20 protein-coding genes are annotated in these 25,531 nt (G+C 65.1%); 13 read left to right on the plus strand and 7 right to left on the minus strand.

Annotated features, from left to right (window positions below; all coding sequences use genetic code 11):
- Positions 1-8: 8 nt before the first annotated feature.
- From BN3560_RS09430 to BN3560_RS09455, 6 genes are all read right to left on the minus strand, one after another.
- Complete coding sequence (locus tag BN3560_RS09430; protein WP_096227851.1) at positions 9-476, minus strand: S4A5 electrogenic sodium bicarbonate cotransporter 4; 468 nt, start codon at positions 474-476, stop codon at positions 9-11.
- Entirely contained in the window at positions 473-988 is a 516-nt protein-coding gene (locus tag BN3560_RS09435; RefSeq protein ID WP_096227852.1) for a type IV pilus modification PilV family protein, read from the minus strand. The genes BN3560_RS09430 and BN3560_RS09435 overlap by 4 nt, the downstream gene beginning before the upstream one ends.
- 1 nt (position 989) lies before the next feature.
- Complete coding sequence (locus BN3560_RS09440; RefSeq protein WP_096227853.1) at positions 990-1,490, minus strand: DUF4860 domain-containing protein; 501 nt, start codon at positions 1,488-1,490, stop codon at positions 990-992.
- A gap of 38 nt (positions 1,491-1,528) precedes the next feature.
- Positions 1,529-1,810, minus strand: coding sequence for a hypothetical protein (locus tag BN3560_RS09445; RefSeq protein WP_224767912.1), 282 nt, complete (start codon positions 1,808-1,810; stop codon positions 1,529-1,531).
- A gap of 54 nt (positions 1,811-1,864) precedes the next feature.
- Entirely contained in the window at positions 1,865-2,917 is a 1,053-nt protein-coding gene (locus BN3560_RS09450; RefSeq protein WP_096227854.1) for a type II secretion system F family protein, read from the minus strand.
- A gap of 65 nt (positions 2,918-2,982) precedes the next feature.
- On the minus strand, positions 2,983-3,987 hold the full coding sequence (locus tag BN3560_RS09455) for a transglutaminase-like domain-containing protein (protein WP_123649838.1): 1,005 nt from the start codon (positions 3,985-3,987) through the stop codon (positions 2,983-2,985).
- Between the two features lie 517 nt (positions 3,988-4,504).
- Between BN3560_RS09455 and BN3560_RS09465 the strand changes: the two genes are divergently transcribed.
- Both BN3560_RS09465 and BN3560_RS09470 read left to right on the plus strand, forming a co-directional pair.
- Positions 4,505-13,330 carry an MBG domain-containing protein gene (locus BN3560_RS09465; RefSeq protein ID WP_096227857.1) on the plus strand — a complete coding sequence of 2,942 codons (8,826 nt, stop codon included), beginning with the start codon at positions 4,505-4,507 and terminating at the stop codon, positions 13,328-13,330.
- 1 nt (position 13,331) lies between these two features.
- A complete protein-coding gene (locus tag BN3560_RS09470) occupies positions 13,332-13,931 on the plus strand; it encodes a hypothetical protein (protein ID WP_096227858.1) in 600 nt (199 codons plus the stop codon).
- 96 nt (positions 13,932-14,027) lie between these two features.
- Here the strand turns inward: BN3560_RS09470 and BN3560_RS09475 are convergent, their stop codons facing one another.
- Positions 14,028-14,240, minus strand: a complete 213-nt coding sequence (locus tag BN3560_RS09475) for a TOBE domain-containing protein (protein ID WP_015539545.1) — start codon at positions 14,238-14,240, stop codon at positions 14,028-14,030.
- Positions 14,241-14,504: 264 nt separating this feature from the next.
- Here BN3560_RS09475 and BN3560_RS09480 point away from each other — a divergent pair, with 264 nt between their 5' ends.
- From BN3560_RS09480 to BN3560_RS09530, 11 genes are all read left to right on the plus strand, one after another.
- Complete coding sequence (locus BN3560_RS09480; RefSeq protein WP_096227859.1) at positions 14,505-15,422, plus strand: substrate-binding domain-containing protein; 918 nt, start codon at positions 14,505-14,507, stop codon at positions 15,420-15,422.
- Positions 15,423-15,453: 31 nt separating this feature from the next.
- Positions 15,454-16,314, plus strand: coding sequence for a phosphate ABC transporter permease subunit PstC (gene pstC / locus BN3560_RS09485; protein ID WP_096227860.1), 861 nt, complete (start codon positions 15,454-15,456; stop codon positions 16,312-16,314).
- Positions 16,311-17,288 (plus strand): phosphate ABC transporter permease PstA, encoded by a 978-nt coding sequence (gene pstA / locus BN3560_RS09490; RefSeq protein WP_096227861.1) that lies wholly within the window; start codon positions 16,311-16,313, stop codon positions 17,286-17,288. The genes pstC and pstA overlap by 4 nt, the downstream gene beginning before the upstream one ends.
- Positions 17,281-18,147 carry a phosphate ABC transporter ATP-binding protein PstB gene (gene pstB, locus BN3560_RS09495; protein WP_096227862.1) on the plus strand — a complete coding sequence of 289 codons (867 nt, stop codon included), beginning with the start codon at positions 17,281-17,283 and terminating at the stop codon, positions 18,145-18,147. Before pstA ends, pstB begins: the two co-directional genes overlap by 8 nt.
- A gap of 119 nt (positions 18,148-18,266) precedes the next feature.
- On the plus strand, positions 18,267-18,956 hold the full coding sequence (locus BN3560_RS09500; protein WP_015539548.1) for a response regulator transcription factor: 690 nt from the start codon (positions 18,267-18,269) through the stop codon (positions 18,954-18,956).
- Between the two features lie 52 nt (positions 18,957-19,008).
- A complete protein-coding gene (locus BN3560_RS09505; protein WP_096227863.1) occupies positions 19,009-20,427 on the plus strand; it encodes a sensor histidine kinase in 1,419 nt (472 codons plus the stop codon).
- 311 nt (positions 20,428-20,738) lie between these two features.
- Positions 20,739-21,104, plus strand: a complete 366-nt coding sequence (locus BN3560_RS14380; RefSeq protein ID WP_157780568.1) for a type II toxin-antitoxin system RelE/ParE family toxin — start codon at positions 20,739-20,741, stop codon at positions 21,102-21,104.
- Positions 21,097-21,396, plus strand: coding sequence for a helix-turn-helix domain-containing protein (locus tag BN3560_RS09515; RefSeq protein ID WP_096227865.1), 300 nt, complete (start codon positions 21,097-21,099; stop codon positions 21,394-21,396). The genes BN3560_RS14380 and BN3560_RS09515 overlap by 8 nt, the downstream gene beginning before the upstream one ends.
- A gap of 578 nt (positions 21,397-21,974) precedes the next feature.
- Positions 21,975-23,324: a replication-associated recombination protein A gene (locus tag BN3560_RS09520; protein WP_096228652.1), complete on the plus strand. Its 1,350-nt coding sequence runs from the start codon at positions 21,975-21,977 to the stop codon at positions 23,322-23,324.
- 109 nt (positions 23,325-23,433) lie between these two features.
- Positions 23,434-24,198 carry a DUF948 domain-containing protein gene (locus BN3560_RS09525; protein WP_227115058.1) on the plus strand — a complete coding sequence of 255 codons (765 nt, stop codon included), beginning with the start codon at positions 23,434-23,436 and terminating at the stop codon, positions 24,196-24,198.
- A gap of 15 nt (positions 24,199-24,213) precedes the next feature.
- Positions 24,214-25,509: an AI-2E family transporter gene (locus BN3560_RS09530; protein WP_172623286.1), complete on the plus strand. Its 1,296-nt coding sequence runs from the start codon at positions 24,214-24,216 to the stop codon at positions 25,507-25,509.
- Positions 25,510-25,531: the final 22 nt, after the last annotated feature.

Consider the following 25,531-nt stretch of genomic DNA (forward strand, 5'->3'; position numbering starts at 1 on the left):
CATCGCTCCTATCGTGTCTGCGCAGCGCCCGACCACAGCGTCTCGCCTGCGCCGCTCTCCGTCCACAGCGTCGTAGCCTTCCACGACGCCACGCTGTAGGTGGCGTCCGCGTGTATCTGCAGCACGACGGCGAGCGCACGCCCGCTGTCGGCAGTGAATTCCGCCTTGACCGTCGATCCGTCCAGCTCGGCATCCGCCGGCAGCGCCGCGCGAACGGCGGCCAGCGCCTCGGCCAGCCCGCCGCCCGCCGCCCGTACCGGTGCCAGCGCGGCGTCGATGTCGGCTGCGAACTCCTGGCCCGCCCGCTCGTTGGCGTACGTGTCGGCGGTGAAGGACGCCTGCCGCTCGGCGGCGGCGTACGTGGCCTGCGCCGTCGTCACCGAGAGCACGGCCATGACGGCCAGGCACAGGATGATGACGAGGGCGAACAGGCTGATGGGCCCTATGCGCACCGATCCGCGTCCCCGCGTGGTCATGCGACATCGCCCCCTTCCGCTGCTGCCGCATCCGGCGCGCGGCCGATGTCCGTGCCCGCGGTGCCGTCGCTCACGTAGCGAGACGTCTCCAGCTCGTAGACTGCCTCGCCGCCGCAGGATACCGTGATGTTCGCGCGGTACAGCGTACCGTCCTCCGTGCGCTCGGGCACGACCTCGCGCGACACGACATAGGCGTCCTCCGCATCGGCTCCCGTGCCCGTCTCCGAGCCCAGCGTGCCGCCGTCGCCGTCGAAAGCCTCGCTCGACGTGCCCGCGAGCGGCGCGGCCGCGAACTCCTCCGCCGCGTTCGATGCCAGCAGCACGGCCTGCGTCAGCTTGCGCTCCTCCACGCCGCGGTTGTGCGCCGCGCCGAACAGCTGCATGAACACCGCCAGCGCGAACGCCAGAAACACCAAAAGCACCAGCGCCTCCACTACGAACGCGGTGCCGTGCCAGGTAGTATCGGAGCCGCGGCGGGCGGCGAGCAGCGAGTCGGCCGGTTTCCTTGCCATGCTAGGCACCTCCCCTCACGCTGCGCAGCGCCACCTGCACGCTGCCGTCGTCCGTGTCCACGGTGAGCAGCCCGTCCTCGTAGGAGAACGCGAAGCGCTGCGAGGCGACGATGGGGGTGGCCTTCTCCGGCGTGTACGCCGCGTCGGCCAGTGCGTACTCTTCCACGATGGAACCCTGGTAGGCGTAGATGCGCGTCTCGAACGTGCCGCTGTCCAGCCGCTCGGTCAGCACGAGCGAGCGGCCCTCGGGGCCCTTGCCCGCGCCGACGGCGTCCACGGAGTCGGCCGCGCGCACGCTGTTGGCGATGAGACCCGTAGCCAGGCGCGACGCGTCGGCCTGCTCGCGCACGTCCACCAAGGCGCGGTAGAGCCCTGTGCCGGCCATGATGGCAATGAGCAGCGCCACGATGAACAGCGCGAACAGCAGCACCGTGAACAGCCGCCCGAAGTTCTGGCCGCCTTCGGCCCGCTGGACCACGCCCCTGCTGGTCAAAGCCTCCATAACCGCATCCTCGTCCCGCCCGGAAGGGCGCTCGCCCCTCATCGCGGAACCACCACGACGCTCGGCATGATGTTCTCGGCGAACACCTCGTAGGTTATCACGTAGTCACCGCGGTTCACACGCAGGCCGTAGCTCTGCTCCAGGTGCTCGAGCGAGGAGGGGTAGGAACCCTCGATGGCGCAGCACTGCTTCGCGCTGTCCAGGATGGCGTTGCGCACGGACACGGCACCCTGCTCGCGCAGGTTCTGACCGACGGCCCCCGCCGCGAACCAGCCGCCCACGGCCAGCGCCAGCACGAGCGCAAGGGCGGCGAGCCTCATGCCCCGCCGGCGCCTCCGCTGCTTTGTCGAACGCTCGTGGTACATCGCCGCGCCCTAGCCGATCGATCCCATGATGCCGATGAGCGGCAGCATGACCGAAACGAGCGTGGCGCCCACGGCCACGGTCAGGAAGGCGGCGAGCGCGGGCTCCACGCCGTCCACCAGGCGGTCCATCTTCATGATGGCATCGTCGAAGAATGTGAGCGACAGGCGGCCCAGCACGTCCTCCACGCTGCCGGAGCGTGCGCCGATGGTGAGCATGCGGGCGTACACGGGCTCGAAAACGCCGCTGTCGGACACCGCCTGCGCCAGGCTCTTCGGCGCGGACAGGTCGAGCATCGCCTCGCGCGCCCCCTCGAGCTGCTGTCTGAGCGTGCGGTGGTCGACCATGGACACGGCCTCCTTCATGGCCGTGTCGGTGTCGATGCCCGAGGCCACGTACGTGGCCAGCGCCGACGTGAAGCGGCTCAAGGCCAGCTGGTACATGGTGTTGCGCGTGAAGGGCATGCGCTCGGCGACGCGCATGATGCTGCGGCGCCCGCCCTCGCTGCGCATGGCCACCGCCATGGCCAGCACGATAACCGTGCACACGAGCGTCACGGCCAGCGCCGCCCACCCGATGCCGATGGAGGCGCCCACGGCGTTGAACGACCCGGCCGCCAGGTTGCCCGACAGGCTCTCGTACACGTTCACGAACACGGGCAGGATGACGGCCACGGTGAAGGCCAGGATGACGGACATGACGCACAGCAGGGCGGCGGGGTAGACGATGCTCGAGCGCATCTTCGCGAACAGCCGCCCCTCCTCGTCGTAGTACACGGCCAGGGTGCGCAGCGTGGGCTCCAAGCGGCCCGACACCTCGCCCACGCCCACCATGTCCACGACGTGGCGCGGGAAGAAGCCCGATCCGTCGAGGGCCCTCGCCAGCGGCTCGCCGGCGATAAGCCGAAGGTACACGGCGTCGCACGCGCGCTTGAAGGCGCCGTCCTCCATGTTCTCGCCCAGCAGGCCCACGGCTTCGTCGGTCTGGATGCCGGCGGCCAGCATGATGGCGACGCTCTCGCAGAACGCGCTTACGGCGCTGCTCTCAAGCACGGTAGTGGCCATAATCTCATTCGCTCCTTGTCCGACTTTGCGCTTCGGGCCCTTGCGGTATCGTGCTCGGCCCGCACTCAGTACGTGTACCGGTCAGTGTATTCCTTCGCGTCCCCCACGTACTTCCCCGACCCGCCGGCGGCGGCAAACGTCAAGTCGATGCGCGTCCACGTGTCGGGGTCGACGCTCACCTCGACGCTCCTCCAGCTTCCATCAAGATATACCAAATTCCATGCATGGTAAATATTATCAGGGGAAACGTAGCCGGTGACGATCTTCGTGGGAATTCCAAGGCTTCGCAGCATGGCGGCTCCCAGGCTCACGTAGTCGAAGCAGATGCCCTTTCCCTCGGCCAACGTGGCGTCGGGGTCGGGCACGTAGCCCGTGGCGTCGGCCAGTCGCTCGGCCTTCTCGGTGTCGTAGCTGATGTTCTCGGCGATCCAGGTGTAGATGCTGCGCAGCACGTCGCCCTCGTTCCGGGCGCCGGCTGCAAGCTCGCTCGCCTTCGTCACGCAGGCGCTGTCCGCGTCGTAGTCGCAGAACACGTTCGGACGCAGGAAGGGCTCGAACTCGCTCGCGAGCACCGCGTCTACGGTGGTTCCGTTGATGGACACGTAGCGGTCGCCCTCGGTGTTCTGCATGACCTGCACGTCGTAGGTGCCGTCGCCCATGGTGAACGGCACGGAAATGGGCGTGCCGTCGCCGGGCAGGTCGTAGTTGCGCTTCACGCCGTCCTTGGTGACCAGCAGCTTCAGGCGGCTCGCGTTCTGCGCCGAGGCCGCCACGTAGCCGAGCGAGGCATGCGAGACGTCTATCATGCTGTCGTGGCCGACCACGGAGGCGTCGGCGTCGAAGGGGGAGGTTGCCAGCGCCGGGCGCTCGAAGGCGGGGCCGCTCGTCGCGCCCTCGCTGTCGCCGGCGCCCACGGTGCCGCCCCCGCCGCCCGGGGTGGCACCACTGTCGGAGTCGCCGCATCCCGCAAGCGGAGCCAATGCAACGGCCAGCAGAAACGCGAGCGCGGTCGCAGAGGCGCGGCGCAACGCCGTCGTCTGGCGGGGCTTGCATGCGCCGGGACGTTTCACGGACCAATCCTTCGTGTTCAGGTTCGGCAGGGCGCAGCGCGACGGGCGGAGCCCTGGAGTCGTGTCCATTATAGCGTGTCCGAAACCGGGTCCTCTGCGCGTTCCGCACGTCCATAATCGTCCCGGCGCCGTCTCGGGAAGAGGCGAGGGAGGGGAAGCGAGCGGTCGTTTATCGCCTGCGAACGGTATTCAACAGGGGGGTCAACGGTAAATTGAGACTCACTATGAGGGTGGAGAGGCGAGCTTTGCCGCCCTGATCTCCATAATTGCGTGTTTTCGAGCAGCAATTATGGAAACGGTATTTGGAAGGAGTGGTCGGGGCACCTCCGGCATTCGATATGTGATCGCATTTGTGGTAAAATCTCATACGGATTTTGCCGTGCTTTTTCGCGGGGCATAATCTACCGCGTCAAGAATGCACATGGCATGTCAGAAAACGTATAGGCGAATCTAACGCACGCGGTGCCCCTTGAGAAGCGGGGCCCCTGAAGAGGTACCTGAGGATTCGGTGATACGTATGAGCATGCTGGAAAAACTAAGCGACGCGAAGAACACGTTCGAGGGCAAGGCGCTGGCCGTCTTCATGTCCCTGGTGATGGTGCTCTCCTTCATCAACTTCTCTTCCTTCGCCGATGCGGCCGAGAACGGCACGTCGCCCGACGCCCCCGAGGCGCAGGCGGACGATCCGTCGAGCGAGCCCGCCGAAACCCCGGCTCCCGAATCCGCACCTTCAGCCGAGCCCGAGGCCGCCGCCCCGGCGGAGATCCCGGAGGCTTCCGAGCCGCCCGCGCAGAGCGAGGCGACCGTCCCGCCCGCGTCCGAGCCCGAACCCGACCTCCCCACCGCCGAGCCCGGCGTGGCCGTGGTGGGCGTAGAGCTCGACCATGCGTACCTCGTTGTTGCCGACCAGGAGATAGCACTGCCGCTGACTTCTTTCAAAACATCGCTCAACAAAGATCTCGTGTTCGAGGTCAAGCCTGACGGCGGCTACCAGATCGACAAAGTTGTGGCGAAGAGCAAAGCCGACGGGACCGAGAGGCCGCTGGAGCCTCAAGCAGATGGATCTTACCGGCTCGCTGCCTCGGAAGTGAGCAGCAACCTCGTTATAAAGCCGGTGGTGGCGCTTGCTCCCGAGCTGGATGGCGCGGTCGACGACGCTGACGGGCCGTCTGCGAAACCTGCCGAGGGCGAATTGGCCGACGGCAGCGATTCGGGTCTCGAAGCACCGAAGTCCGAAGCGGACGGCAATGCCGCAACACCGTTTGGTCTTGACAACACTCTCGGAGTTGAAGCCATCGGCGTTCCTACCGAGCTTACCGTAGATCCAGCGACGCTCAAGCTCAATGTCGGCGCTTCAAGCAAGCTCAAGGCCATTGTCGAGCCGGTCGGATCCAATGGCAAAGTTGTCTGGACTTCGAGCGATCCAAGCGTGGCGAAGGTTACCGATGACGGCACGGTGAAGGCCTTGTCGGGCGGCACAACCACCATCACGGCGCGTTCGGTTGCCAACCCGGCTCTTGCAAACGTATCCGTGGTTACCGTAACAGAGTCGCGTACTGTGAAGTTCAAGACCAACACGGGCGAGGGCGAGATAAAGAGCCTCGCCACAACGTCAGAGGTCGGTTCAACCATAATCATGCCCGAGCTCCCCGATGGGGCTGTTAATAATTGGCCTGCGAACAGGGTTTTCGTGGGATGGAGCGTTGATCAGCGTGCGGTTACCTCGGGCGGCAAGGACCACTACACTAATCCTGTCTTCGCTCCCGGATCGTCCTATGTCGTGCCCTCCGGAAAAGGCAATATCGAACTTTACGCGATCTACTCGGCGCAAAATATCGGTGCGGATTTTTACTTGCGTATCGACGGACAATTCCCGGCAGAGCCGCAGGGACACAGCAATTCTGGGTACGTCAAGATTGGCTGGGTTGAAAATGCTATCAAGGTCGGCAAGTTCGTCACCGACACCACTGGCGCGATGGTGAGCGCCAACCTTGCTGCAACGCCGAATGACGCGATGATTCAGAAGGCGTGTGCGGGCAATCCGAAACTGAGCTTCGATCCGGAGACGCAGACCGTCATCTGGTATGTTATCAAAAACGAGGAGACGTGGCATGTCGACGGTGCTATCCGCGACAAAGCGTCAGTAGTGCTGGCCTACAGTCCCAATATTCCTGCTGGAGAGACTTTGAGCGGCACCTTCCCCAATACAAAGGCCTATGCCGCAGGCGCTTCGGTAAAGGTTGAAAGCGGAAAAGCCGACTGGCGCGCCGGCTACACGTTCAAGGAGTGGAATACAGAACCCGATGGATCCGGTACCTCCTACCAGGGTGGTTACTCCATCACCCTGAACGAATCGAAGACGCTCTATGCCATTTGGTCGCCGAAGGACGGTACGAACTACCGTATCCAAGACTATCTGCAAAACGCCGACGGATCGTGGCCCGACGAGCCATCGCATGCCACATCGGCCAGTGGGAAAACGGGCGCTACGGTGTACGCCGATACGACGAAATCGTACACCGGCTACACTTTTGATGCCGGTAACGACAAGAACGTGCTGACCGGCAAGGTGGCGGGGGACGGCTCTCTCGTGTTGAAGAGGTACTATGCTATCAACACCTGCAAGGTCACGTATCTTCCGGGCGATTACGGAGCGTTTGATGCTGTTACGTACGAGGCCAAGTTCGGCACCGCAACGCCGGAGTTCCAAGGTGAGAAGGACGAGAACGACAAGCCGTTGGGCAAGCAAGGCTACAACTTCGCCGGGTGGGCGCCGAGCGTGACCGAAACGGTGGAGGCTGAAACGACCGAGTACGTGGCCCAGTGGACGGAGATGCCGGTTATCAACGTCCTGGTCAAAAGCGAGGATAAGGAAGTGGTGTACAACGGTGCCGAACATGTGGTCGACGTTGTTTCCGAGAACCTCGTTTACGAAGGCTTGCCTGCGGGCTACAAGATCCACAACCTGAGCGCATCCGGCCGCGGCACCGAGGCGGGCGAGTACGATATCGCCATCGACGGCACCCCTGTCGTTCTTAACGAAAAAGACGAGGATGTTACCGGTCGGTTCTTCATCGCGCGCAACAAGAACAAGCTGACGGTCAAGAAGGCCCCGCTCACCATTACGGCCCCCACGAAAGAGAAGGTGTACGACGGCACCCCGCTGACGTTCGACCTGAACGACATTATCACAGGCGAGGGCCTGGTCAAAGGTCTGGTCGATGGCCAGCAACTGGTCGGCATCGACCTGTTCGGCTCCATCACCGATGCCGGTACGGTGGAATCGTCCGTTCTCCAGGCGGTCATTACGAGCGGGTCTGAGAACGTGACGCGCAATTACAACATCACTTGCGAGCCGGGCACGCTGACCGTGAAAGAGTTCGAGGGCGAGATCGTTGCGACTACCGAAGGCGGCGAGTATCCCTACGACGGGGATTCCCATGGAGCGACGGTGAGCGTTAGCAGTCTGCCGGAAGGCTATACGCTGGTAACAGCTTCCTCGAACGCCAGCGCGACCGATGTGACCGAAGAGCCCGTGGTGGCGAAGGTCGACACGCTGCGCATCATCAACAAGGCCGGCGTCGATGTGACGGACAAGCTTAACATCGTCAAGAAGGAGGAGGGCACGATTGTCGTCAAGCCTGCCAAGCTGTACGTGAAGACGCGTACTGCCTCCAAGCCCTACGACGGTACCCCGCTCACGGCCGCCGGTGAGATGACTGGTTTGGTGAACAACGAGACCGCCGCTTTCACCACCACTGGCACGGCCACCGAGGTCAATGCGCCCGAAGGCACCCCTAACACGTACACGATAGACTGGAACGGCAGCGCCAAGAAGTCCAACTATACGGTCGAGGAGGATCTTGGCACGCTGACGGTGAAAGAGTTTGCCGGCGAGATCGTTGCGAAGGCCGAAGGCGGCAGGTACCCCTACGACGGGAACCCCCATGGGGCGACGGTGAGCGTAAGTGCTCTGCCAACAGGCTACACGCTGGCAGAGGCCTCGTCGAGCGCCAGCGCGACCGATGTGACCGAAGAGCCCGTGGTGGCGAAGGTCGACACGCTGCGCATCATCAACAAGGCCAGCGTCGATGTGACCGACAGGCTGAATATAAAGAAGATCGACGGACAGATCGAGGTTACGCCGGCGCCGCTGGCTGTGAGGATCGTGGGCAATTTCGCCCTTGAAGCCTATACCGGCGAAACGTTCACGGTCGACGGTTTCATTATCGATACCCCCATCGGGGACAAGGCGACGATCGCTCTCAAGGAGGGTGTGGCCGCCCATGCCGAAGGTGCGGATGCGGGCACGTACCCCATGGGCCTGACGGCCGACAGCTTCAACGTCTCGTCTCGCAACTACGAGGTGACGTTGGAGGTTGTGGACGGCTTCTTGCGGATATCCCCGCTTGACACGCTCGAGGTGGCGGCCGAGGACGTCAAGGAACTGTACGACGGCAACCTGTACGGCATCGAGGCCGTTTCATCCGCCAAGGACGGACGTACGTCCGTAAAGTACTACAACGAGGCCACCGACGCATTCGACCTTGATAAGTCGCCGGTGTTCAAGGATGCCGGCACATATACCGTGCGGTTCCAGGCAACCAACCCGAACTACAGCAACGTTGCCGAAGGCTCCGCAACCGTCACCATCGAGAAGCGCACGGTGACGCTGGAGAGCGCGAGCGCCTCTCGGCAGTACAACGGCGAAGCGCTTGTAGCCCCCACGGTGAAGGTGGGCGGTGACGGGTTCGTTGCCGGCGAGGAGCCTGCTTACGAGGTGACCGGTTCCGCGACCAACGTCGCCGACACGCGTGACGAAAACAACGAGTTCGCTTATACGTTCCCCGAGGGCGTGAACGCGGACAACTACGAAGTGACCACGCTGTTCGGCACCCTGGCCATCACGCCGGCGCCTTTGCTGGTAACGGTGACGGGCAAGCATGCATCGGTTCCCTACGATGGGGGCCTGCATGAGGTCGACGGCTTCGGCGACGATGCCGCAGGCAAGGCGACGATCGCTCTCAAGGAGGGTGCGGCCGCCCATGCCGAGGGCACGGATGCGGGCGAGTACTTCATGGGCCTCACGCCCGACAGCTTCGACGTCTCCTCGCCGAACTACACGGTGACGCTGAACGTGGTCGACGGCTACCTGCGCATCGACCCGGCGGGGGAGATGTCCGTTTCGGCCAGCGACGTGGCTAAGACCTATGACAGCAACCGCTACGGCGTGAAGGCCGAGGCTTCGGTGGAGGGCGCGACGATCCGCTACTGCGATCCGGCTACGGGCGAGTACACCTTGAAAGAATCCCCGACGTTCCTCGATTGGACGGACGGCCCGCAGACGGTGGAGTTCCAAGCGACCCATCCGAACTACCAGACGGCGTATGGAACCGCAACCGTTACCATCGACAAGCGCACGGTGGTTCTGCGCTCCGGCGATGCCGAGCGGGAATACGACGGAACGGCGCTCGTCAAGCACGAGGCAAGCGTTGTCGACGGGGCGTTCGTCCGCGGCCAAGAGCCCGAAATCGCCTATTACGGCTCCGCGACGAACGTCGCCGACACGCACGACGGCAACAACGGGTTCTCCTACGAGTTCCCTGAAGGCGTGAACGCGGACAACTACCAAGTAACCACGCTGTTCGGCACCCTTACCATCACGCCTGCTCCCTTGCTGGTAACGGTGACGGGCGCGTTCGACAACGTGACGTTTGATGGGAAGCCCCATACGGTGGAGGGCTTCACGGTGGGCGACGAGGCCGCCGGGGGGAAGGCGACCATCGCGTTGAAGGACGGCGAGCGGGCGTATGCCGAGGGCGTGGCGGCAGGCCGGTATCCCATGAACCTGACCGCGGAGCAGTTCACGGTGCAGTCCGATAACTACCGCGTGACGTTGAACGTGATCGACGGCTACCTGAACATCGACAAGGCGGGCACGTTGAGCGTCGATGCCCAGCCGGTCGTCAAAACCTACGATGGGTCGGGCTACGGTGTGGAGGCCAAGGCCTCGGTCGACGGGGCCCATATCAGGTACTACAACGCGGAAACGGATGCGTACGACCTGACGGAATCGCCGAAATACGCGGACGCGGGAACCTATACCGTGAAATTCCAAGCTGCCCTTGATAACTACAACACCGCCGAGGGCGCGGCGACCGTGACCATCAACCCGCGTGCCGTCACGCTGACCAGCGCCGATGCGGCCAAACCGTACGACGGTACGCCGCTGGTCGCCGAGGACGTCATCGTGTCCGGCGGCTTCGTGACCGGCGAGGGCGCTGCGTATTCCGACTTCGCGTCGCTGACCGATGCGGGCACGACGTCCAATACCTTCGACTACCGCCTGAACGAGGGAACGAAGGCATCGAACTACAAGGTGAGGAAAATCCCCGGCACGCTCGAGGTGGAGAAGGCCCCGCTGGCCGTCCGCATCCAGGGCGCTGTGAAATCGGTCGCCTACAACGGCGCGCTCCAAGCGGTCGACGGCTACAAGGTGCTCGACGACGTTGCCGGCAAGGCCTCGATCGAGCTTGCCGGAAACGCCGCCGCCCATGCCGAAGGCGTGGACGTGGGCGAGTACCCCATGGGCCTCTCCCCCGAAAGCTTCTCGGTGACGTCGCGCAACTACGAGGTGACGCTGGAAGTGGCCGACGGGAAGCTTGCCATAAGCCCCTCCGGCGCCTTGACGGTTTCGGCCGAGCCCGTGAGTGCCATGTACGACGGGAAGCGCCAGGGCGTCGAGCCGACCGCATCCCTTCCCGGCGCGAAGATCAGCTACTGGTCCGCCGAGAGCGGCGACTACACGCTCGATGCGTGCCCGACGTACCTCGACGTGACCGACGGGCCCCAGGCGGTGAAATTCAAGGCGACGCTTCCGAACCATCAGGACGCCTACGGCGAGACCACCGTGGAGGTAACGGTGCGCCCTGTCTCGGTGACGAGCGCCGATGGCGAGAAAGTCTACGATGGCAACCCGCTGACGAACGCGACCGTAACCGTGGGCGGCTTTGGCTTCGTGAACGGCGAGGAGCCCGCGTTCGCCGTAACCGGCTCGCAGACCGATGCGGGATCTGCGCCCAACGCCTTCGCCTATGCTTTCCCCGGGGGCGTGCGCGAGGGCAACTACGCGATAACCAAGAACGAGGGAACCTTGACGGTGCGCAAGGCCCCCTTGACGGTAAACGTGGTGGGCAACCACGACACGGTGACGTTCGACGGTAGGTCGCACCAGGTCGACGGTTTTGCCGACGATGCTGCCGGCAGGGCCATCATCAAGCTCAAAGACGGCGTGCTCGCCCACGCCGAGGGCACCGACGCGGGAACCTACCCGATGGGGCTCACGGCCGACAGCTTCGACGTTGCGTCGAGGAACTACGACGTGACGCTGACGGTGACGGACGGCTACCTTGCCATCAACCCGGCAGGGGTCATGACGGTGGCCGCCGACAACGTTTCGAAGAGGTACGACGGCAAGCGGGTGGGCGTCCAGGCGACGGCCTCGGTCGAAGGCGCCGAGGTCAGGTACTTCAACGCGGACACGGGGGCGTTCGACCTCGAAGAGTCGCCGACGTTCCTCGACGCGACGGAGGGTGCCGCCGTTGTGCGCTTCCAGGCCACGCACCCGAACTACGCGACCGTCGAGGGCTCGGCAACCGTGACGATTGACAAGCGGTCGGTGGTGCTGACGTCGGACGATGCGAGCAAGACGTACGACGGCGAAGCGCTTTCTGCAGAGCGCGTGACAGTGTCCGGCGAGGGCTTCGCCGACGGCGAGGGAGCCGTCTATACCGATTTCGCGAGCATCGTCGATGCGGGCAGCGTACCGAACGCGTTCGCATACCGACTTGAAGAGGGAACCCATGCCGGCAACTACGATGTTACCGTCGTCCCGGGCGTGTTGAGCGTTGCGAAGGCCCCGCTGGCGATCACGGTGACGGGCAACCAGGCTGCAGCTGTCTACGACGGCGCGAACCACCTCGCCGAAGGCTACGTCGTCGACGGCGCCGACGGCAAGGCCGAGGTCGTGCTGCGGGACGGCGTGCTCGCCCGTGCCGAGGGAACCGACGCCGGTACCTACCCGATGGGGCTCGCGGCCGACAGCTTCGAGGTGCGGTCGAATAACTACGACGTGACGCTGACGGTGGTGGACGGCTCGCTGTCGGTGGCGCCTGCCAAGCTGCTCATCTCGGCCAACGACGCGAGCAAGAGGTACGGGCAAGCCGATCCTGCGCTGACGGCGTCGGTTGCGGGCCTGGTTGGGGGCGACGCCTTCTCCGGCTCGTATAACGTGACGCGCGTCGAGGGCGAGTCGGTCGGCACGTATGCGATCACCGTCGAGGACGCGGTCTCGGGCGATCCGAACTATGTGGTCGAAGTGGCTCCGGGCTCCTTCACCATCGTTCCCGCCGACGCCGTTTCCCTCGTGGTAGGCGGCGGCACGAAGGTCTACGACGGCACGCCGCTGGTGCCGACGGGCTTCACGCCGTCCGGCTTGGCCGACGGCGATTACGTGGAGGTGGTGTACAGCGGCTCGCAGACCGATGCCGGCTCGAGCGCCTCGGGCCTCGCGAGCTACGTTATCCGCAACGCCGCGGGCGAGGACGTGACGGCCAACTACGAGAACGTCAACGTGGTGCCCGGTGATTTGACCGTGACGCCTGCGGCTGCCATGATCGTCGTGGCCGATGCGGCCAAGGTGGCCGGCGCGGCCGATCCGACGTTCACCGGCACGGTGACAGGGCTCGTCGACGAGGGTGACCTCGGGAGGGTTGCCTTTGTCCGCTCGAACGGCGACGAGGCTCCCGGAACCTACGTCGACGCGCTCACGGCGTCCTTCACCGACAATCCGAATTACACGGTGACGGTCGTCCCCGGCACGTTCACCATCACGGCCGCCCCGGTGGTTCCTCCGGCGCCGGTCACGCCGGCCACGCCGACGCCCGGCACGCCGGTGCCCCCGGTCACGCCGGCCACGCCGACGCCCGGCACGCCGGTGCCCCCGGTTACGCCGGGCGTAACGCCCGAGGGCACGCCTCCGGCTGCAGCGGCGGTAATCGAGGTCCTCGAGGACGCTGTCACTCCGTTGGCTGGCCCGCAGGAGGAGACGATCGGCGACAACGAGAACCCGCTCGCAGGCTTCAACCGGGTGAACTGCTGGGTGCACTACTATCTCATCCTGGGCATCATCGTCACGGTGATCTACGGAGCGGGCGTGCTGGTGCGGCGCATCAACTTCACGCGCAAGCTCAAGGGCTTCGAGAACGACGTGCTCGGCATCGAGGACGAGCAGGCGGCTGCCCCGTTCGCGGCGCCGTTCGCGACGGATGGCAGGGAGGCCTAGCATGAGGAAGAGCAACTGGCTGATACTGGCCGTCTTGGCCGTGGCCGCGGGCCTTTTCCTGTGGCTGTGGTACTACCTGGGCTTCAACTTCGTGGACGACCCGTTCGACCTGGTGCTCGCCGTGGTATGGTGGGCGGTGGTTCTGGTGCTGGTCGTGGGCATCCACACTGCCGAGAAAAGGCGCCGGCGCCGCGTGCGCACGGCCTACCTCGCGCCGGGGGTGCTGTTCAACAGCGAGGCCGGGTTCGTCGACCTCGAAGCGTTCGAGGAGGGTACCACCCTCGCGGACGCGATCGAGCAGACGCTCGTCGGCCTGAAGTACACGTTCGACCGCAAGGATCCAGCCGACGAGGACGAGGCGGCGACAGGGCCCGGCGGCATCCCGTCCTCTGCCGTGAACATCGACGGGCGTTCGGCATCCGGCGAAGCGGCCGCCTCCGCCAAGCCTCGCGGAACCGTGAGGTTCGAGCGCATCGTGCGCACGGACAAGTTCGACAAGGACGATGCCGACAAATGGGAAGGCGAGGTCGTTGACGTGAGGACGCAGGAAGCCACGCCCTTCAAGGGCAAGGAGGAGCTCTCCGTCCTTCTCGCGGCGTAGTCCCGCCAGCCGGCCTCCCGGTAAAGCGCAAAAAGCAGGCGACCCCTCGAATGAACGAGGGGTCGCCTGCTGTAAGAACCGAAGGAGCGCGCAGCGCTAGTCGTCGACCCCGATGATCACCGACGAGGCCTTGACGATGGCGTAGGCCTCCTTGCCCACTTCCAGCTCCAGCTCCTTGAGCGACCCCATGGAGATGGTCGACGTGATAAGCTGGCCGCCCTCCAGCTCCATGATCACGATGGCGTTGACCGCTCCCGGATGAATGGCCGTGATGGTGCCCTTCAGCGTGTTGCGTGCAGAAAGCTTCATTGAATCAATGCACCCCTTTCGGGTCGTCCCCTCGTTCCAAACCGTCCCCTCCATTGTAACGCCCCTGGTGCATTCGTGCGAGCAGAACCGCAACTCGCGAGAGCAAGCCGGCTCTTCCGAGGCTTTACCAAGATTTGACCGGCCCGAGACAGAGGCTTGATGCTCTTTCTTCATCATGTTCCGTGCGGCGCTGCTCCGTCGAGGGCGGCACTGCGCGAAGCGAACAGATACGCGCCCGGGAGGGGCGCCGAGGAAAGGAAGAGCATGAAGAAGCGTTTGGTGATGATGGCGATGGGAGCCCTGCTCGCGCTGAGCGCATTCGGCCTCATGGGCTGCTCCGGCGGCGGCAACGCCGGTTCCGGAGACGGCGGCGAGGGCGATGGCGCAGCGGGCACGGTCCCGTCCGGCGAGGTCTCCGTGTACTCGCGCGAGGACGGCTCCGGCACGCGCGGGGCGTTCGTCGAACTCATGGGCATCGAGGAGAAGGACGCCAGCGGCGAGAAGGTCGACATGACCACCACGTCTGCCGCCATCACGAACTCCACCTCGGTCATGATGACGTCGGTGGCGGGCGACGAGAACGGCATCGGCTATATCTCGCTCGGCTCGCTGAACGACACGGTCAAGGCCCTCAAGATCGACGGCGCCGAAGCCACGGCCGCCAACGTGAAGAGCGGCGACTACCAGGTGGCCCGCCCGTTCAACATCGTGACGAAGGACGGGCTGTCCGATGTGGCGCAGGACTTCATCGATTTCATCATGAGCTCCGACGGCCAGAAGATCGTCGAGGAGGAGGGCTACATCTCCGTTGCCGATAGCGCCGCCGCGTACACCGGCTCCGGCCAGTCCGGCAAGATCGTCATCGCGGGCTCCTCTTCGGTGACCCCTGTCATGGAGAAGCTGGCCGAGGCCTACAAGGCCATCAACTCCGGCGTGACCATCGAGGTCAACCAGTCAGACTCCACCACCGGCGTGAACATGGCCACGGAAGGCACCTGCGACATCGGCATGGCCTCCCGCGAGCTCAAGGACTCCGAGACCGGCGTCACCCCCACGGTCATCGCCCAGGACGGCATCGCCGTCATCGTGAACAATGCCTCCAACGTTGACGGGCTTTCCTCCGAGCAGGTGAAGGGCATCTACACCGGCGAGATCGCGAACTGGGAAGACGTTCTGGCATAAAGCCCGGCGACCCGATTGACAAGGAACCCGCATGTCTCACGTACATCTCAAGGAAGGCATTGCGAAGGCGCTGTTCGTGGCTGCCGCGGGGATTTCGATCCTCGCGGTGGCCCTCATCTGCGTATTCCTCTTCGCGAATGGCGTGCCGGCCATCGCCCAGATAGGCCTTCCGGAATTCCTCTTCGGCACCACCTGGCGTCCCGCCAACGACGTCTATGGCATCTTCCCGATGATCGTGGGCAGCATCTACGTGACCGCCGGCGCCATCATCGTGGGCGTGCCCACGGGGCTCTTGTGCGCCATCTTCCTCTCACGGTTCGCCGGCGGGCGCGTGGCGGCGGTGCTCAAGCCCGGCGTGGAGCTTCTGGCGGGCATCCCTTCGGTGGTCTATGGCTTCTTCGGCCTGGTGGTCATGGTGCCGTTCATTCGCGACAACATGCCGGGGCGCGGTCTCTCGCTTCTGGCGGCCGCCGTGCTGCTGGGCATCATGATCCTGCCCACCATCATCACCGTGACGCAGAGCGCGCTCGATGCCGTTCCCAAGAAATACTACGAGGGGGCCCTGGCGCTCGGCGCCGATCACGAGCGCTCGGTGTTCCGCGTCATCGTGCCCGCTGCGGTGTCCGGCATCATGGCCGGCATCGTGCTGGGCGTGGGCCGCGCGATCGGCGAGACGATGGCCGTCATCATGGTGGCCGGCAACCAACCGGCTATTCCGGGCAGCATCTTCGACGGCGTGCGCACCATGACGGCGAATATCGTGTTGGAGATGGGCTATGCGGCCGACCTGCATCGCGGTGCGCTCGTGGCCACCGGCGTGGTTCTGTTCGTGTTCATCCTGTTTATAACCATGCTGTTCAACGTCATCAAGAAACGAGGTGAGATGAAGTGACCACCCGCAAGCTGACCATAGCCTACGAGGCGGCCGATGCGTCCGCGGCCGGCTCTTCTGGTTCGATCAACCCGAGTGACCGTTTTGATGCGCTCTATCAAGTTGTCGAGGCGCGTCATAACAAAACACGCCGCATCGTGTCGACCCTCTTGCGGTGGATCGTGTACGCGGGCGCTGTCATCACGTCGTTGGTGCTGGCCTTCATCGTGGGGTATATCCTGGTCAACGGCGTTCCCTACCTGACGCCGAGCCTGTTCGAGTGGGAGTACGATTCCACGAACGTCTCGCTCATGCCTGCGCTCGTCAACACGCTCGTCATGGCGGGGCTCTCGCTGCTCATGGCGGTGCCCGTGGGCGTGGGGTCGGCTATCTACCTGGTGGAATATGCGAAGCGCGGCAGCCGCTTCGTGCAGATCGTGCGTACCACCACCGAGACGCTGCAGGGCATCCCCTCCATCATCTACGGCCTGTTCGGCCTGCTGTTCTTCGTGACGGCGCTCCAGTGGGGCCTGTCGCTTCTGGCGGGTGCCTGCACGCTGGCCATCATGGTGCTACCGGTGGTCATGCGCACCACCGAGGAGGCGCTGCTGGCCGTACCGGACGCCTACCGCGAAGGCGGCTTCGGTTTGGGCGCGGGTCGTTTGCGCACGGTCTTCCGCTGCGTGCTGCCCTCCGCCGTGCCCGGCATCCTGGGAGGCGTGATCCTCGCGCTCGGGCGCTGCGTGGGCGAGGTTGCGGCGCTCATTTTCACGGCAGGCTCCATTGCCGCCATTCCGAACTTCGCCGAGGGCGCGGCCGCGCTCTTCGATTCCACCCGCACCCTGGCCGTGCATATGTACGTGCTATCGAGCGAGGGGCTGCATGTGAACGAAACCTACGCCACGGCGGTTGTCCTGCTGGTCATGGTGGTGCTGCTGAACCTCATGGCCACCTTCGCCGCCAAGAAGATGAACAAGGGAGGCACCAATGACTAATGCGACTCTGGAGAGGGCTGCTGTGACGAGCGCCCCGGCCACCTACCTGCCGCATGCGCAGGGCCGGGCGGCCGAGCGCAAGGCGGCCCGCAAGGCGCCCGCCGACGCTCCGGCCAAGATGGGCGTGCGCGACCTGAACCTGTACTACCAGGACTTCCAGGCGCTCAAGGGCATCAACCTGGAGTTTCCGAAGAACCAGGTGACCGCGCTCATAGGCCCGTCGGGCTGCGGCAAATCCACCCTGCTGAAGAGCCTTAACCGCATGAACGACCTTGTGGAGGGCTGCCGTATCGAGGGCGAGATCACCCTCGACGGCCGCAACGCCTACAACGACATCGACGTGAACAGCCTGCGCCGCCGTGTGGGCATGGTGTTCCAGCAGCCGAACCCGTTCCCCATGAGCGTGTACGACAACGTGGCGTTCGGTCCGCGCACCCACGGCATAAAGAGCCGCGCCGACCTGGACGAGATCGTGGAGCAGAGCCTGCGCGACGCCGCCATCTGGGACGAGCTGAAGGACCGCCTGAAGAAGAACGCGCTCGGCCTGTCCGGCGGCCAGCAGCAGCGCCTGTGCATCGCCCGCGCGCTGGCCGTGCGCCCCGAGGTGCTGCTCATGGACGAGTCCACGAGCGCGCTCGACCCCATCTCCACCGCGAAGATCGAGGATCTTGTGGGCGAGCTCAAGAGCAAGTACACGGTGATCATGGTGACGCACAACATGCTGCAGGCACTGCGCGTGTCCGACAAGACGGCGTTCTTCCTGCTGGGCGAGATGGTGGAGGCCGGCGACACCGACGACATCTTCACCAGCCCCTCCGACCCCCGCACCGCCGACTACGTGGCCGGGCGGTTCGGGTAGAAGGAGTGAGGCGCTTTACGCAAATTTGACCTCTCGGAGGCTGCGGCTGCGCGGCGCCTGGCTTACAATAGGCCCAACACGCGGCCGGGACGGCCGGGAGACCCCATGGAGCAACTGCGATGATCTACTACGTTGAAGACGATACCAATATCCGCGACCTTACGGTGTACGCGCTCAAGCAGGCCGGTTTCGAGGCGGCGGGCTTTGCCGCGGCGGGGGAGTTCTTCGTCGCCTGCAAACGGCGCCTGCCGGAGCTCGTGCTGCTGGACATCATGCTGCCCGAGGTGGACGGCCTGGAGATCCTGCACATGCTGCGGGAGGACCCGGCCACGAAGCACCTGCCCGTCATGATGCTCACGGCCAAGGGCACGGAGTTCGACACGGTGAGCGGCCTCGATGCCGGCGCCGACGACTACCTGGCCAAGCCGTTCGGCATGATGGAGCTGGTGAGCCGCGTGAACGCGCTCATGCGTCGCGCCGCCGCGCCGGCCGTGGCGGCCGACGACGAGTTCTCGTGCGGCCCCATTGCGCTCACGGTGTCGTCGCACGACGTCTCCGTGGACGGCGAGAACGTTGCGCTCACGCTCAAGGAGTTCGACCTTCTGCGCACGCTCATGCAGAACGAGGGGCATGTGCTGTCGCGTCGCCAGCTTTTGGAGGACGTGTGGGGCATGACCTACGTGGGCGAGACGCGCACGGTCGACGTGCACATCCAGACGCTTCGGCAGAAGCTCGCGGCGGCCGTCGAGGGCGCAGACGCCTACATCCAGACGGTGCGTGGCGTGGGCTACTGCGTCAAGCAGCCATGAGCTTCCGCATGCGGGGCCTTCCCCGGCGGGGCGGCGCGGGACGGAGCGCCCGATGAGTCCTACGCACCTGCGGGTCAAGAGCCTCTCCGGCAAGATATTCTCGGGCGTTTTGGCGTTCACGCTGGGCGTCATCCTCGTGCTGGGCGTGGTCATGACCACCATCTACTATATGTCCTACGAGCACGACGCCGAGGCCGAGCTCGCCGCCAGCGCGCAGGACGCTGCGGCTTACCTCAACGCGTCGCCCACCACGGCGAACATCCCCGCGCTGGAGGAGCAGTTCGCCGGCCTCACCCGCTACACGCTCATCGCGGCCGACGGCCAGGTGCTCTACGACAGCGCCGCCGACCCTGCCGCCATGGAGAACCACGCCGGGCGTCCCGAGGTCCGCGAGGCGGGGGAGAACGGCCAGGCGGCCACCATGCGCTTTTCCGACACGCTGGGCACCGACACGGTGTACGCCGCCGTGAAGCTGGACGACGGCAGCATCATCCGCCTGTCCGAGTCGCGCCACTCGCTTCTGGCCTTCCTGGGCGATATGCTGGTGCCGGTGCTCGTGGCCGTGATCGTGGCCGCCGTCCTCGTGTTCGTGCTGTCCAAGACGCTCACGCGGCGCATTATGAAGCCCATCGACGCGCTCAACTTCGCCGACCCGCTGGAGAACGAGATATACGAGGAGATGGACCCGCTGCTCATCCGCATCGACGAGCAGCAGCGCCTGCTCAAGCAGCAGAACCGCGAGCTGGCCCAGGCCGAGAACCTGCGCCGGGACTTCTCCAGCAACGTGAGCCACGAGATGAAGACCCCGCTGCAGGTCATCTCGGGCTACGCCGAGCTCATGAAGAACGACATGGTGCAGCCGGCCGATCGCCAGAAGTTCGCCGCCCTCATCTACGAGGAGGCGCAGGCCATGCGCTCGCTCATCAACGACGTGCTCACGCTGTCGCGCCTGGACGAGTCCGCGTTCGGCGACGACGCGGTGCTCATCGACTTGCACGCCGTGGCCGAGCGCGTGGCGGGCCGCCTGGGCAGCTTCGCCGCCGACCAGCAGGTGCAGGTGCGCGTGGAGGGCACCGCGGCGCGTATCGCCGGCAGCGAGACGCTGGCCGAGGAGATGCTCTACAACCTCATAGAGAACGGCATCCGCTACAACCATGAGGGCGGCAGCGTGGTCATGCGCGTGGAGGCGGAACCGCCGGCTCGGCCGGGCGGCGGGCTGCCGGGCGAGGACGCGGCGGGCCAGGTGGTCGTGCGCGTGAGCGACACGGGCCCCGGCATTCCCGAGGAGCTGCGCGAGAAGGTGTTCGAGCGCTTCTTCCGCGTGGACAAGAGCCGTTCGAAGGAGACGGGCGGCACGGGCCTCGGCCTGGCCATCGTGAAGCACGCCGTGCTCTACCATCACGGCTCCATCGAGGTGGAGAGCGCCGAGGGCGCCGGCACCACGTTCGTCCTGCGGTTCCCGGCCGCCTAGCTCACGCGCCATACAACTCACCAGGCGAAAGGCGGCGTGGTAGAAAACGTGCCAGGTATACGCAGGTTTTCTGCAAGGTTCGAGCGGCTTTTCCGCCAGCTTCCTGTATGATCCTCGCGGCTCCGGCGCAAGGATCATGCGTGCTTCTCACGGTCATCTGCACCCTTTCTCAACGGTTCCCCTGCAAGGTCGCGGCGCTATGCTCGTGCGGGCAGGCGAGGGCGAAGGCGCTGCGGGGCCGATCTGCCGGAGTTCCTCCTCCCTTGCAAAGTGATAACTATTTTGTTATCATGCAGCGAAAGGCGGGAAGGATGTACAAAGTAGAGTTGTACCATGATGCAAAGGGGCGATCGGAGCTGCTCGACACTTTGCGCAAGCTGGAGGATAAGAGCAGTACGGACAAAGAGGCGAGGACGGCGTATTTAAGCATGCTCAAGGCTATTTCCGAGCTGGAAGGGCATGGCACGAGGATCGGTATGCCGACCGTTCGCCATGTGAGAGGCGAGATATGGGAGCTCAGGCCGAAATCCCAGCGGGTGTTCTTTTTCTTCTGGAAGGACAATACGTTCGTTTTGCTGCATTCCTATATTAAGAAAACCCAGAAGACGCCTCGGCGCGAGATAATGAAAGCCGAGCGTAAAAAACGCGATTGGATAGCGAGGCATGCCGATGAGTAAAAACGAGGGTTGCTATACCTTCCAAGACTACCTGAAAGAAGCGAAGCTCACTCCTGCCGAGCGCGAGGAGATCCGGCTGGACGTGGAGCTCACGGGGAGGCTGATCGAGGCGCGCGAGGCGCGGGGGATGACGCAGCGCGATTTGGCGGAGGCGAGCGGCCTCAAGCAGCCGGCCATTGCCCGCATCGAGTCGCATCGCTCGGTGCCGCGCGTGGACACGCTGCTCAAGCTGCTGGTGCCGCTGGGCTACACGCTCAAGATCGTGCCGCTCGAAGGCAGCGACCGTCTTTGAGCGGCGACTGGAAGGCGACTGCCCCCGACTCATCGTTCGAAGGCGTCTCCCCTGATCGTGGCGCCGAAAGCGCCGCGGCCCCTTGGAAACGCCGAGGCGCTGGCAACCTCGCGGTTCCCAGCGCCTTCTCTGCGTTGCGTGAAGAGCCCCACCCCCGGCCAGAAGGATGAACCCACCTCAAAAGGTGGGTGCTCGCAGCCCGTTTCCTGGCTTTCGTATCAACGGACACGAATCTCCATTCCGCGCGCTATCTTGAGCTCCCTCATGTTATAGCATCGGTCCATCGCAAAGTATGGCTTCGAGGGCAGGACCTGATTCAGAGTATACGTGCGTTTCAGGCGAAGAAAAGTCTTGACATCCTCCGTCACCCGATATTCAACAGACGCACACAAGCCCCCTGTGGGGTGTGACAAGGGTGTGACAAGGGGGTGTGACAAGGGGGTGTGACAAGGGGACGGGGATGATGTCTCATTCCGCCTGCGCCTAACGAGTTTGGAAGACATCAGGGAACGAGACATCATCCCCGTCCCCTTGTCACACCCTATCCATACAGACGTTCGCATGCTATCATGGTTGCCATGGATACGCTATTCACCGAAATGGAAAACGAGCGCAAGTCGGAAGTCGCCCCTCTGGCAGTGCGCATGCGCCCGCGCTCGCTCGACGAGCTCGTGGGGCAGGACGAGGCCGTGGGGCCCGGCAGCTGGCTGCGCAACGCCATCGAGCAGGATCGCTTGAGCTCGGTCATCCTGTTCGGGCCGGCGGGCACGGGCAAGACGTCGCTCGCGCACATCGTGGCCGAGACGACGAAGGCCACGTTCGTGGAGGTGTCGGCCATCGGCGGCACGGTATCGGATCTGCGCCGGGAGATCGATGCGGCCGACAAGCGCCTGACCATGAGCGGCCTGCGCACCATCTTGTTCGTCGACGAGATCCACCGATTCAACCGCAGCCAGCAGGACGCGCTGCTCCACGCCGTGGAGGATCGCGTGCTCGTGCTGGTGGGCGCCACCACGGAGAACCCGTTCTTCGAGGTGAACTCGGCGCTCATCAGCCGCTCCCGCATCGTGGAGCTGCACGGGCTGTCGGACGGCGACATCGGGGATCTGGTCGACCGCGCCGTGGCCGACCAGCGCGGGCTCGGCGGCCGGTACCGGTTGGATGAGAAGGCGCGCGAAGCCATCGTTCTCTTGGCCGGCGGCGACGGCCGCGGGGCGCTCACCACGCTCGAGCTGGCGGCCGGCATGGTGGAGCCCGGGACGGCGAAGAAGCCTGCGAGGATCACCGAGAACAATGTGCGCGCCGCCACGCCGCATCGCACGCTGCCCTACGACAAGAACAAGGACCTGCACTACGACGTCATCTCGGCGTTCATCAAGTCCATGCGCGGCAGCGACCCCGACGCCGCGCTGTACTGGCTCGCCCGCATGATCGACGGGGGAGAGGACCCGAAGTTCATCGCGCGCCGCATGTTCATCGCCGCGTCGGAGGACATCGGCAACGCCGACCCGCAGGCGTTGCTCGTGGCCGAGGCCGCGTTCAAGTCGGCCGAGGTCATCGGCTATCCCGAGTGCCGCATCAACCTGGCGCAGGCCGCCATCTACCTGGCGCTCGCGCCGAAGAGCAACGCGGCGGAGGCGGGCATCGACGCGGCGCTGGCCGAGGTGCGCAACGGCCCGGCCCGCAACGTGCCCGACCACCTGCGCGACCGCCACCGCCCCGGCTCCGAGAGCTACGGCACGTACCGCTACCCGCACAGCTATCCCGGTGGCTGGGTCGAGCAGCGCTACCTGCCCGACGGTCTCGAGCGCGGCGCCTTCTACCGCCCGAGCGACCGCGGTTGGGAGGCGTACCGCGCCGACGCGGCCGCGCGCGACCGTTTCGAGGCGGGCGGCAACGGGCAAAACCCCACGTCGCGCTCAAAGTAACCGATCGGCTACCGCCTGTGTAAGCCGGGTGAAAACGTGACTCGATCTGTATAGAATCCGAGGTGGAAATGGTATAGTGAAAACTCGCTTTAGCTCAGGAGGCGTTCCCATGGATATCAGCGAAGTCATCAGCATAGCGTTGCCCATCGTCTACGTGCTTGTCGGCGCAGCGCTCATCTGGCTCGTCGTCGAGCTGGTCATGACGGTGCGCAGGACGCGCAAGACCGTCGAGGAGGTCCAGAAGCAGGTCGAGCCCACCCTCGCCAGCGTGGAGCGCATCACGGCCTCGCTCGAGCCCGTGGCGGCGAAGGTCGACCCGCTCGTCGAGCGCGTGTCGCTCACCGTGGACGCCGCAAACCTCGAGATCATGCGCGTGGACCAGATCCTCGAGGACGTGAACGAGATCACCGACTCCGTCTCCTCGGCCGTCGACGCCGTCGACACGGTCACGAGCGCCCCCATGGAGCTGGTGAACAACGTGACGAACCGCATGCGCAGCGCGTTCAAGCCGAAGCGCGCAAGCGACGAGTCCGTGGCGCTCGGCCGCGAGAAGGCCGCCGACGCCACGGTGGGCGACGCGGTGAAGAGCGTGGCGAAGGGCACGGCGGCCGTGGCCGGGGCGGCCGTGGCCGACCAGCGCGAGCACATGGCCGAGCAGCGCGCGGAGCGCGAGGAGAAGGCCGCCGCCAAGCGCGCCGCCGCCGAGAAGACCTCCGAGGCCGCCGCGAGCATGGCCGACGCCGTGACGTCCGCCGCCGCCTCCGATGCCGACGCCGCGACCCGCTACTTCACGTACGAGGGCGGCACCGAGGCCGGTTCGTCCGGGGCGAAGGCGGCTGGCACCGTGTCCGGCCAGGATAAACCTGAGGCATAGCGAGGAGCCGGCCCGGTGGATCCCGAACAGAACGAGCGCGAGCAGGCCAAGGCGCTGAAGGCACGACGCCGCTTCCTCACGGTGTGGACCATCGTGGGGGCCATCCTGCTGACGGGCGTCCTCGTGTACCTCTTCAACCTGTTGAGCGTGCCGGTGGGCATCGTCATCTGGTCCGTGGTGATCGTGTTCTGCCTGCGCGGCCCCGTGAACAAGCTGGAGAAGCTGGGCGTTCCCCGCCTGGCCGGGACGGCGATAGCCTACGTGCTCATGTTCGTGGTGCTGGCGCTGGTGGGCCTGCTCATGTTCTCGCCGGCCTTCGGCGTGGGCGACCAGTTCACGAATCTCATCCAAAGCGTGCCCGGCTACATCCAAACCATCGCGAACTGGGGCAACGACCTGTATGCCCGGTATGCCGACGTGCTGCAGAACGACACGGTGCAAGGATGGATCACCGACGCGTTCAACGCCCTCGTGGCATGGGCTTCCACGTTCGCGCGCGACAGCGCCTCGGGGGTGGTGGCCATCGGCACCGGCGTGGTGAACACGTTCGTGGCGCTTGGCTTCGCGCTGGTCGTGGCGTTCTGGATGCTCATGGAGCTGCCCGACCTCGGCCGCGAGAGCGAGCGCCTCGTCGGCCCGAAGCACCGCGAGGACCTGGAGATGCTGCACGTCACGTTCACGCGCGTCATGGGCGGCTATATCAAGGGCATGCTTCTCCAGTGCGCCATCATCGGGGTGGGCTGCTTTGTGCTGTTCGGCGTCATCGGCATCCCGAACTACGCCGCCCTGGGCGGTATCGCCGGCCTGCTGAACATCATCCCCATCGTGGGCCCGTGGCTGGGCGGTGCGCTCGCGGCCGTGGTGGGCGTGTTCGTGAGCCCCTGGATCGCGCTCGTGGCGCTGCTGGGCACCATCGCCATCCAGCAGATCGTCTACACGTTCGTGTCGCCGAAGATCATGGCGAACTCGGTGGACGTGCACCCGGCCCTCACCCTCATCGCTTTGATGGCCGGCTCGGCCATCGGCGGCGCCATGAGCGGCTTCACCGGCTCGCTCGTGGGTATGCTGGCCTCGATTCCGGCCGTGGCCGTGGCGAAGTCGGTGTTCGTGTACTACTTCGAGAAGCGCACAGGCCGCCAGCTCGTGGCCAAGGACGGGGTGTTCTTCCAGGGCACGCCGGCTGACGGCGATGCCGTCGACCCCATAGCCGACGCCATCGCGCCGCATCCCGACGCGTCGGCCGCGTACGAGCGTGGGGAGCAGCGGAAGGCCGACGCAGAAAAGAAGGCGCGGCAGAACAAAGAACGCTAAACTGTCTCCAGCACGTTTTGGG

This window comes from Gordonibacter urolithinfaciens, assembly GCF_900199375.1.
Taxonomy (GTDB): domain Bacteria; phylum Actinomycetota; class Coriobacteriia; order Coriobacteriales; family Eggerthellaceae; genus Gordonibacter; species Gordonibacter urolithinfaciens.

Coding starts and splice junctions, on each gene's coding strand:
- BN3560_RS09480 (WP_096227859.1), top strand. CDS start 14,505: ATGAAGAAGCGTTTGGTGATGATGGCGATGGGAGCCCTGCTCGCGCTG.
- BN3560_RS09505 (WP_096227863.1), top strand. CDS start 19,009: ATGAGTCCTACGCACCTGCGGGTCAAGAGCCTCTCCGGCAAGATATTC.
- BN3560_RS14380 (WP_157780568.1), top strand. CDS start 20,739: ATGTACAAAGTAGAGTTGTACCATGATGCAAAGGGGCGATCGGAGCTG.
- BN3560_RS09475 (WP_015539545.1), bottom strand. CDS start 14,240: ATGAAGCTTTCTGCACGCAACACGCTGAAGGGCACCATCACGGCCATT.
- BN3560_RS09525 (WP_227115058.1), top strand. CDS start 23,434: ATGGATATCAGCGAAGTCATCAGCATAGCGTTGCCCATCGTCTACGTG.
- BN3560_RS09435 (WP_096227852.1), bottom strand. CDS start 988: ATGGCAAGGAAACCGGCCGACTCGCTGCTCGCCGCCCGCCGCGGCTCC.
- BN3560_RS09520 (WP_096228652.1), top strand. CDS start 21,975: ATGGATACGCTATTCACCGAAATGGAAAACGAGCGCAAGTCGGAAGTC.
- BN3560_RS09450 (WP_096227854.1), bottom strand. CDS start 2,917: ATGGCCACTACCGTGCTTGAGAGCAGCGCCGTAAGCGCGTTCTGCGAG.
- pstB (WP_096227862.1), top strand. CDS start 17,281: ATGACTAATGCGACTCTGGAGAGGGCTGCTGTGACGAGCGCCCCGGCC.
- BN3560_RS09515 (WP_096227865.1), top strand. CDS start 21,097: ATGAGTAAAAACGAGGGTTGCTATACCTTCCAAGACTACCTGAAAGAA.
- BN3560_RS09465 (WP_096227857.1), top strand. CDS start 4,505: ATGAGCATGCTGGAAAAACTAAGCGACGCGAAGAACACGTTCGAGGGC.
- BN3560_RS09440 (WP_096227853.1), bottom strand. CDS start 1,490: ATGGAGGCTTTGACCAGCAGGGGCGTGGTCCAGCGGGCCGAAGGCGGC.
- BN3560_RS09470 (WP_096227858.1), top strand. CDS start 13,332: ATGAGGAAGAGCAACTGGCTGATACTGGCCGTCTTGGCCGTGGCCGCG.
- BN3560_RS09445 (WP_224767912.1), bottom strand. CDS start 1,810: ATGAGGCTCGCCGCCCTTGCGCTCGTGCTGGCGCTGGCCGTGGGCGGC.
- BN3560_RS09430 (WP_096227851.1), bottom strand. CDS start 476: ATGACCACGCGGGGACGCGGATCGGTGCGCATAGGGCCCATCAGCCTG.
- pstC (WP_096227860.1), top strand. CDS start 15,454: ATGTCTCACGTACATCTCAAGGAAGGCATTGCGAAGGCGCTGTTCGTG.
- BN3560_RS09500 (WP_015539548.1), top strand. CDS start 18,267: ATGATCTACTACGTTGAAGACGATACCAATATCCGCGACCTTACGGTG.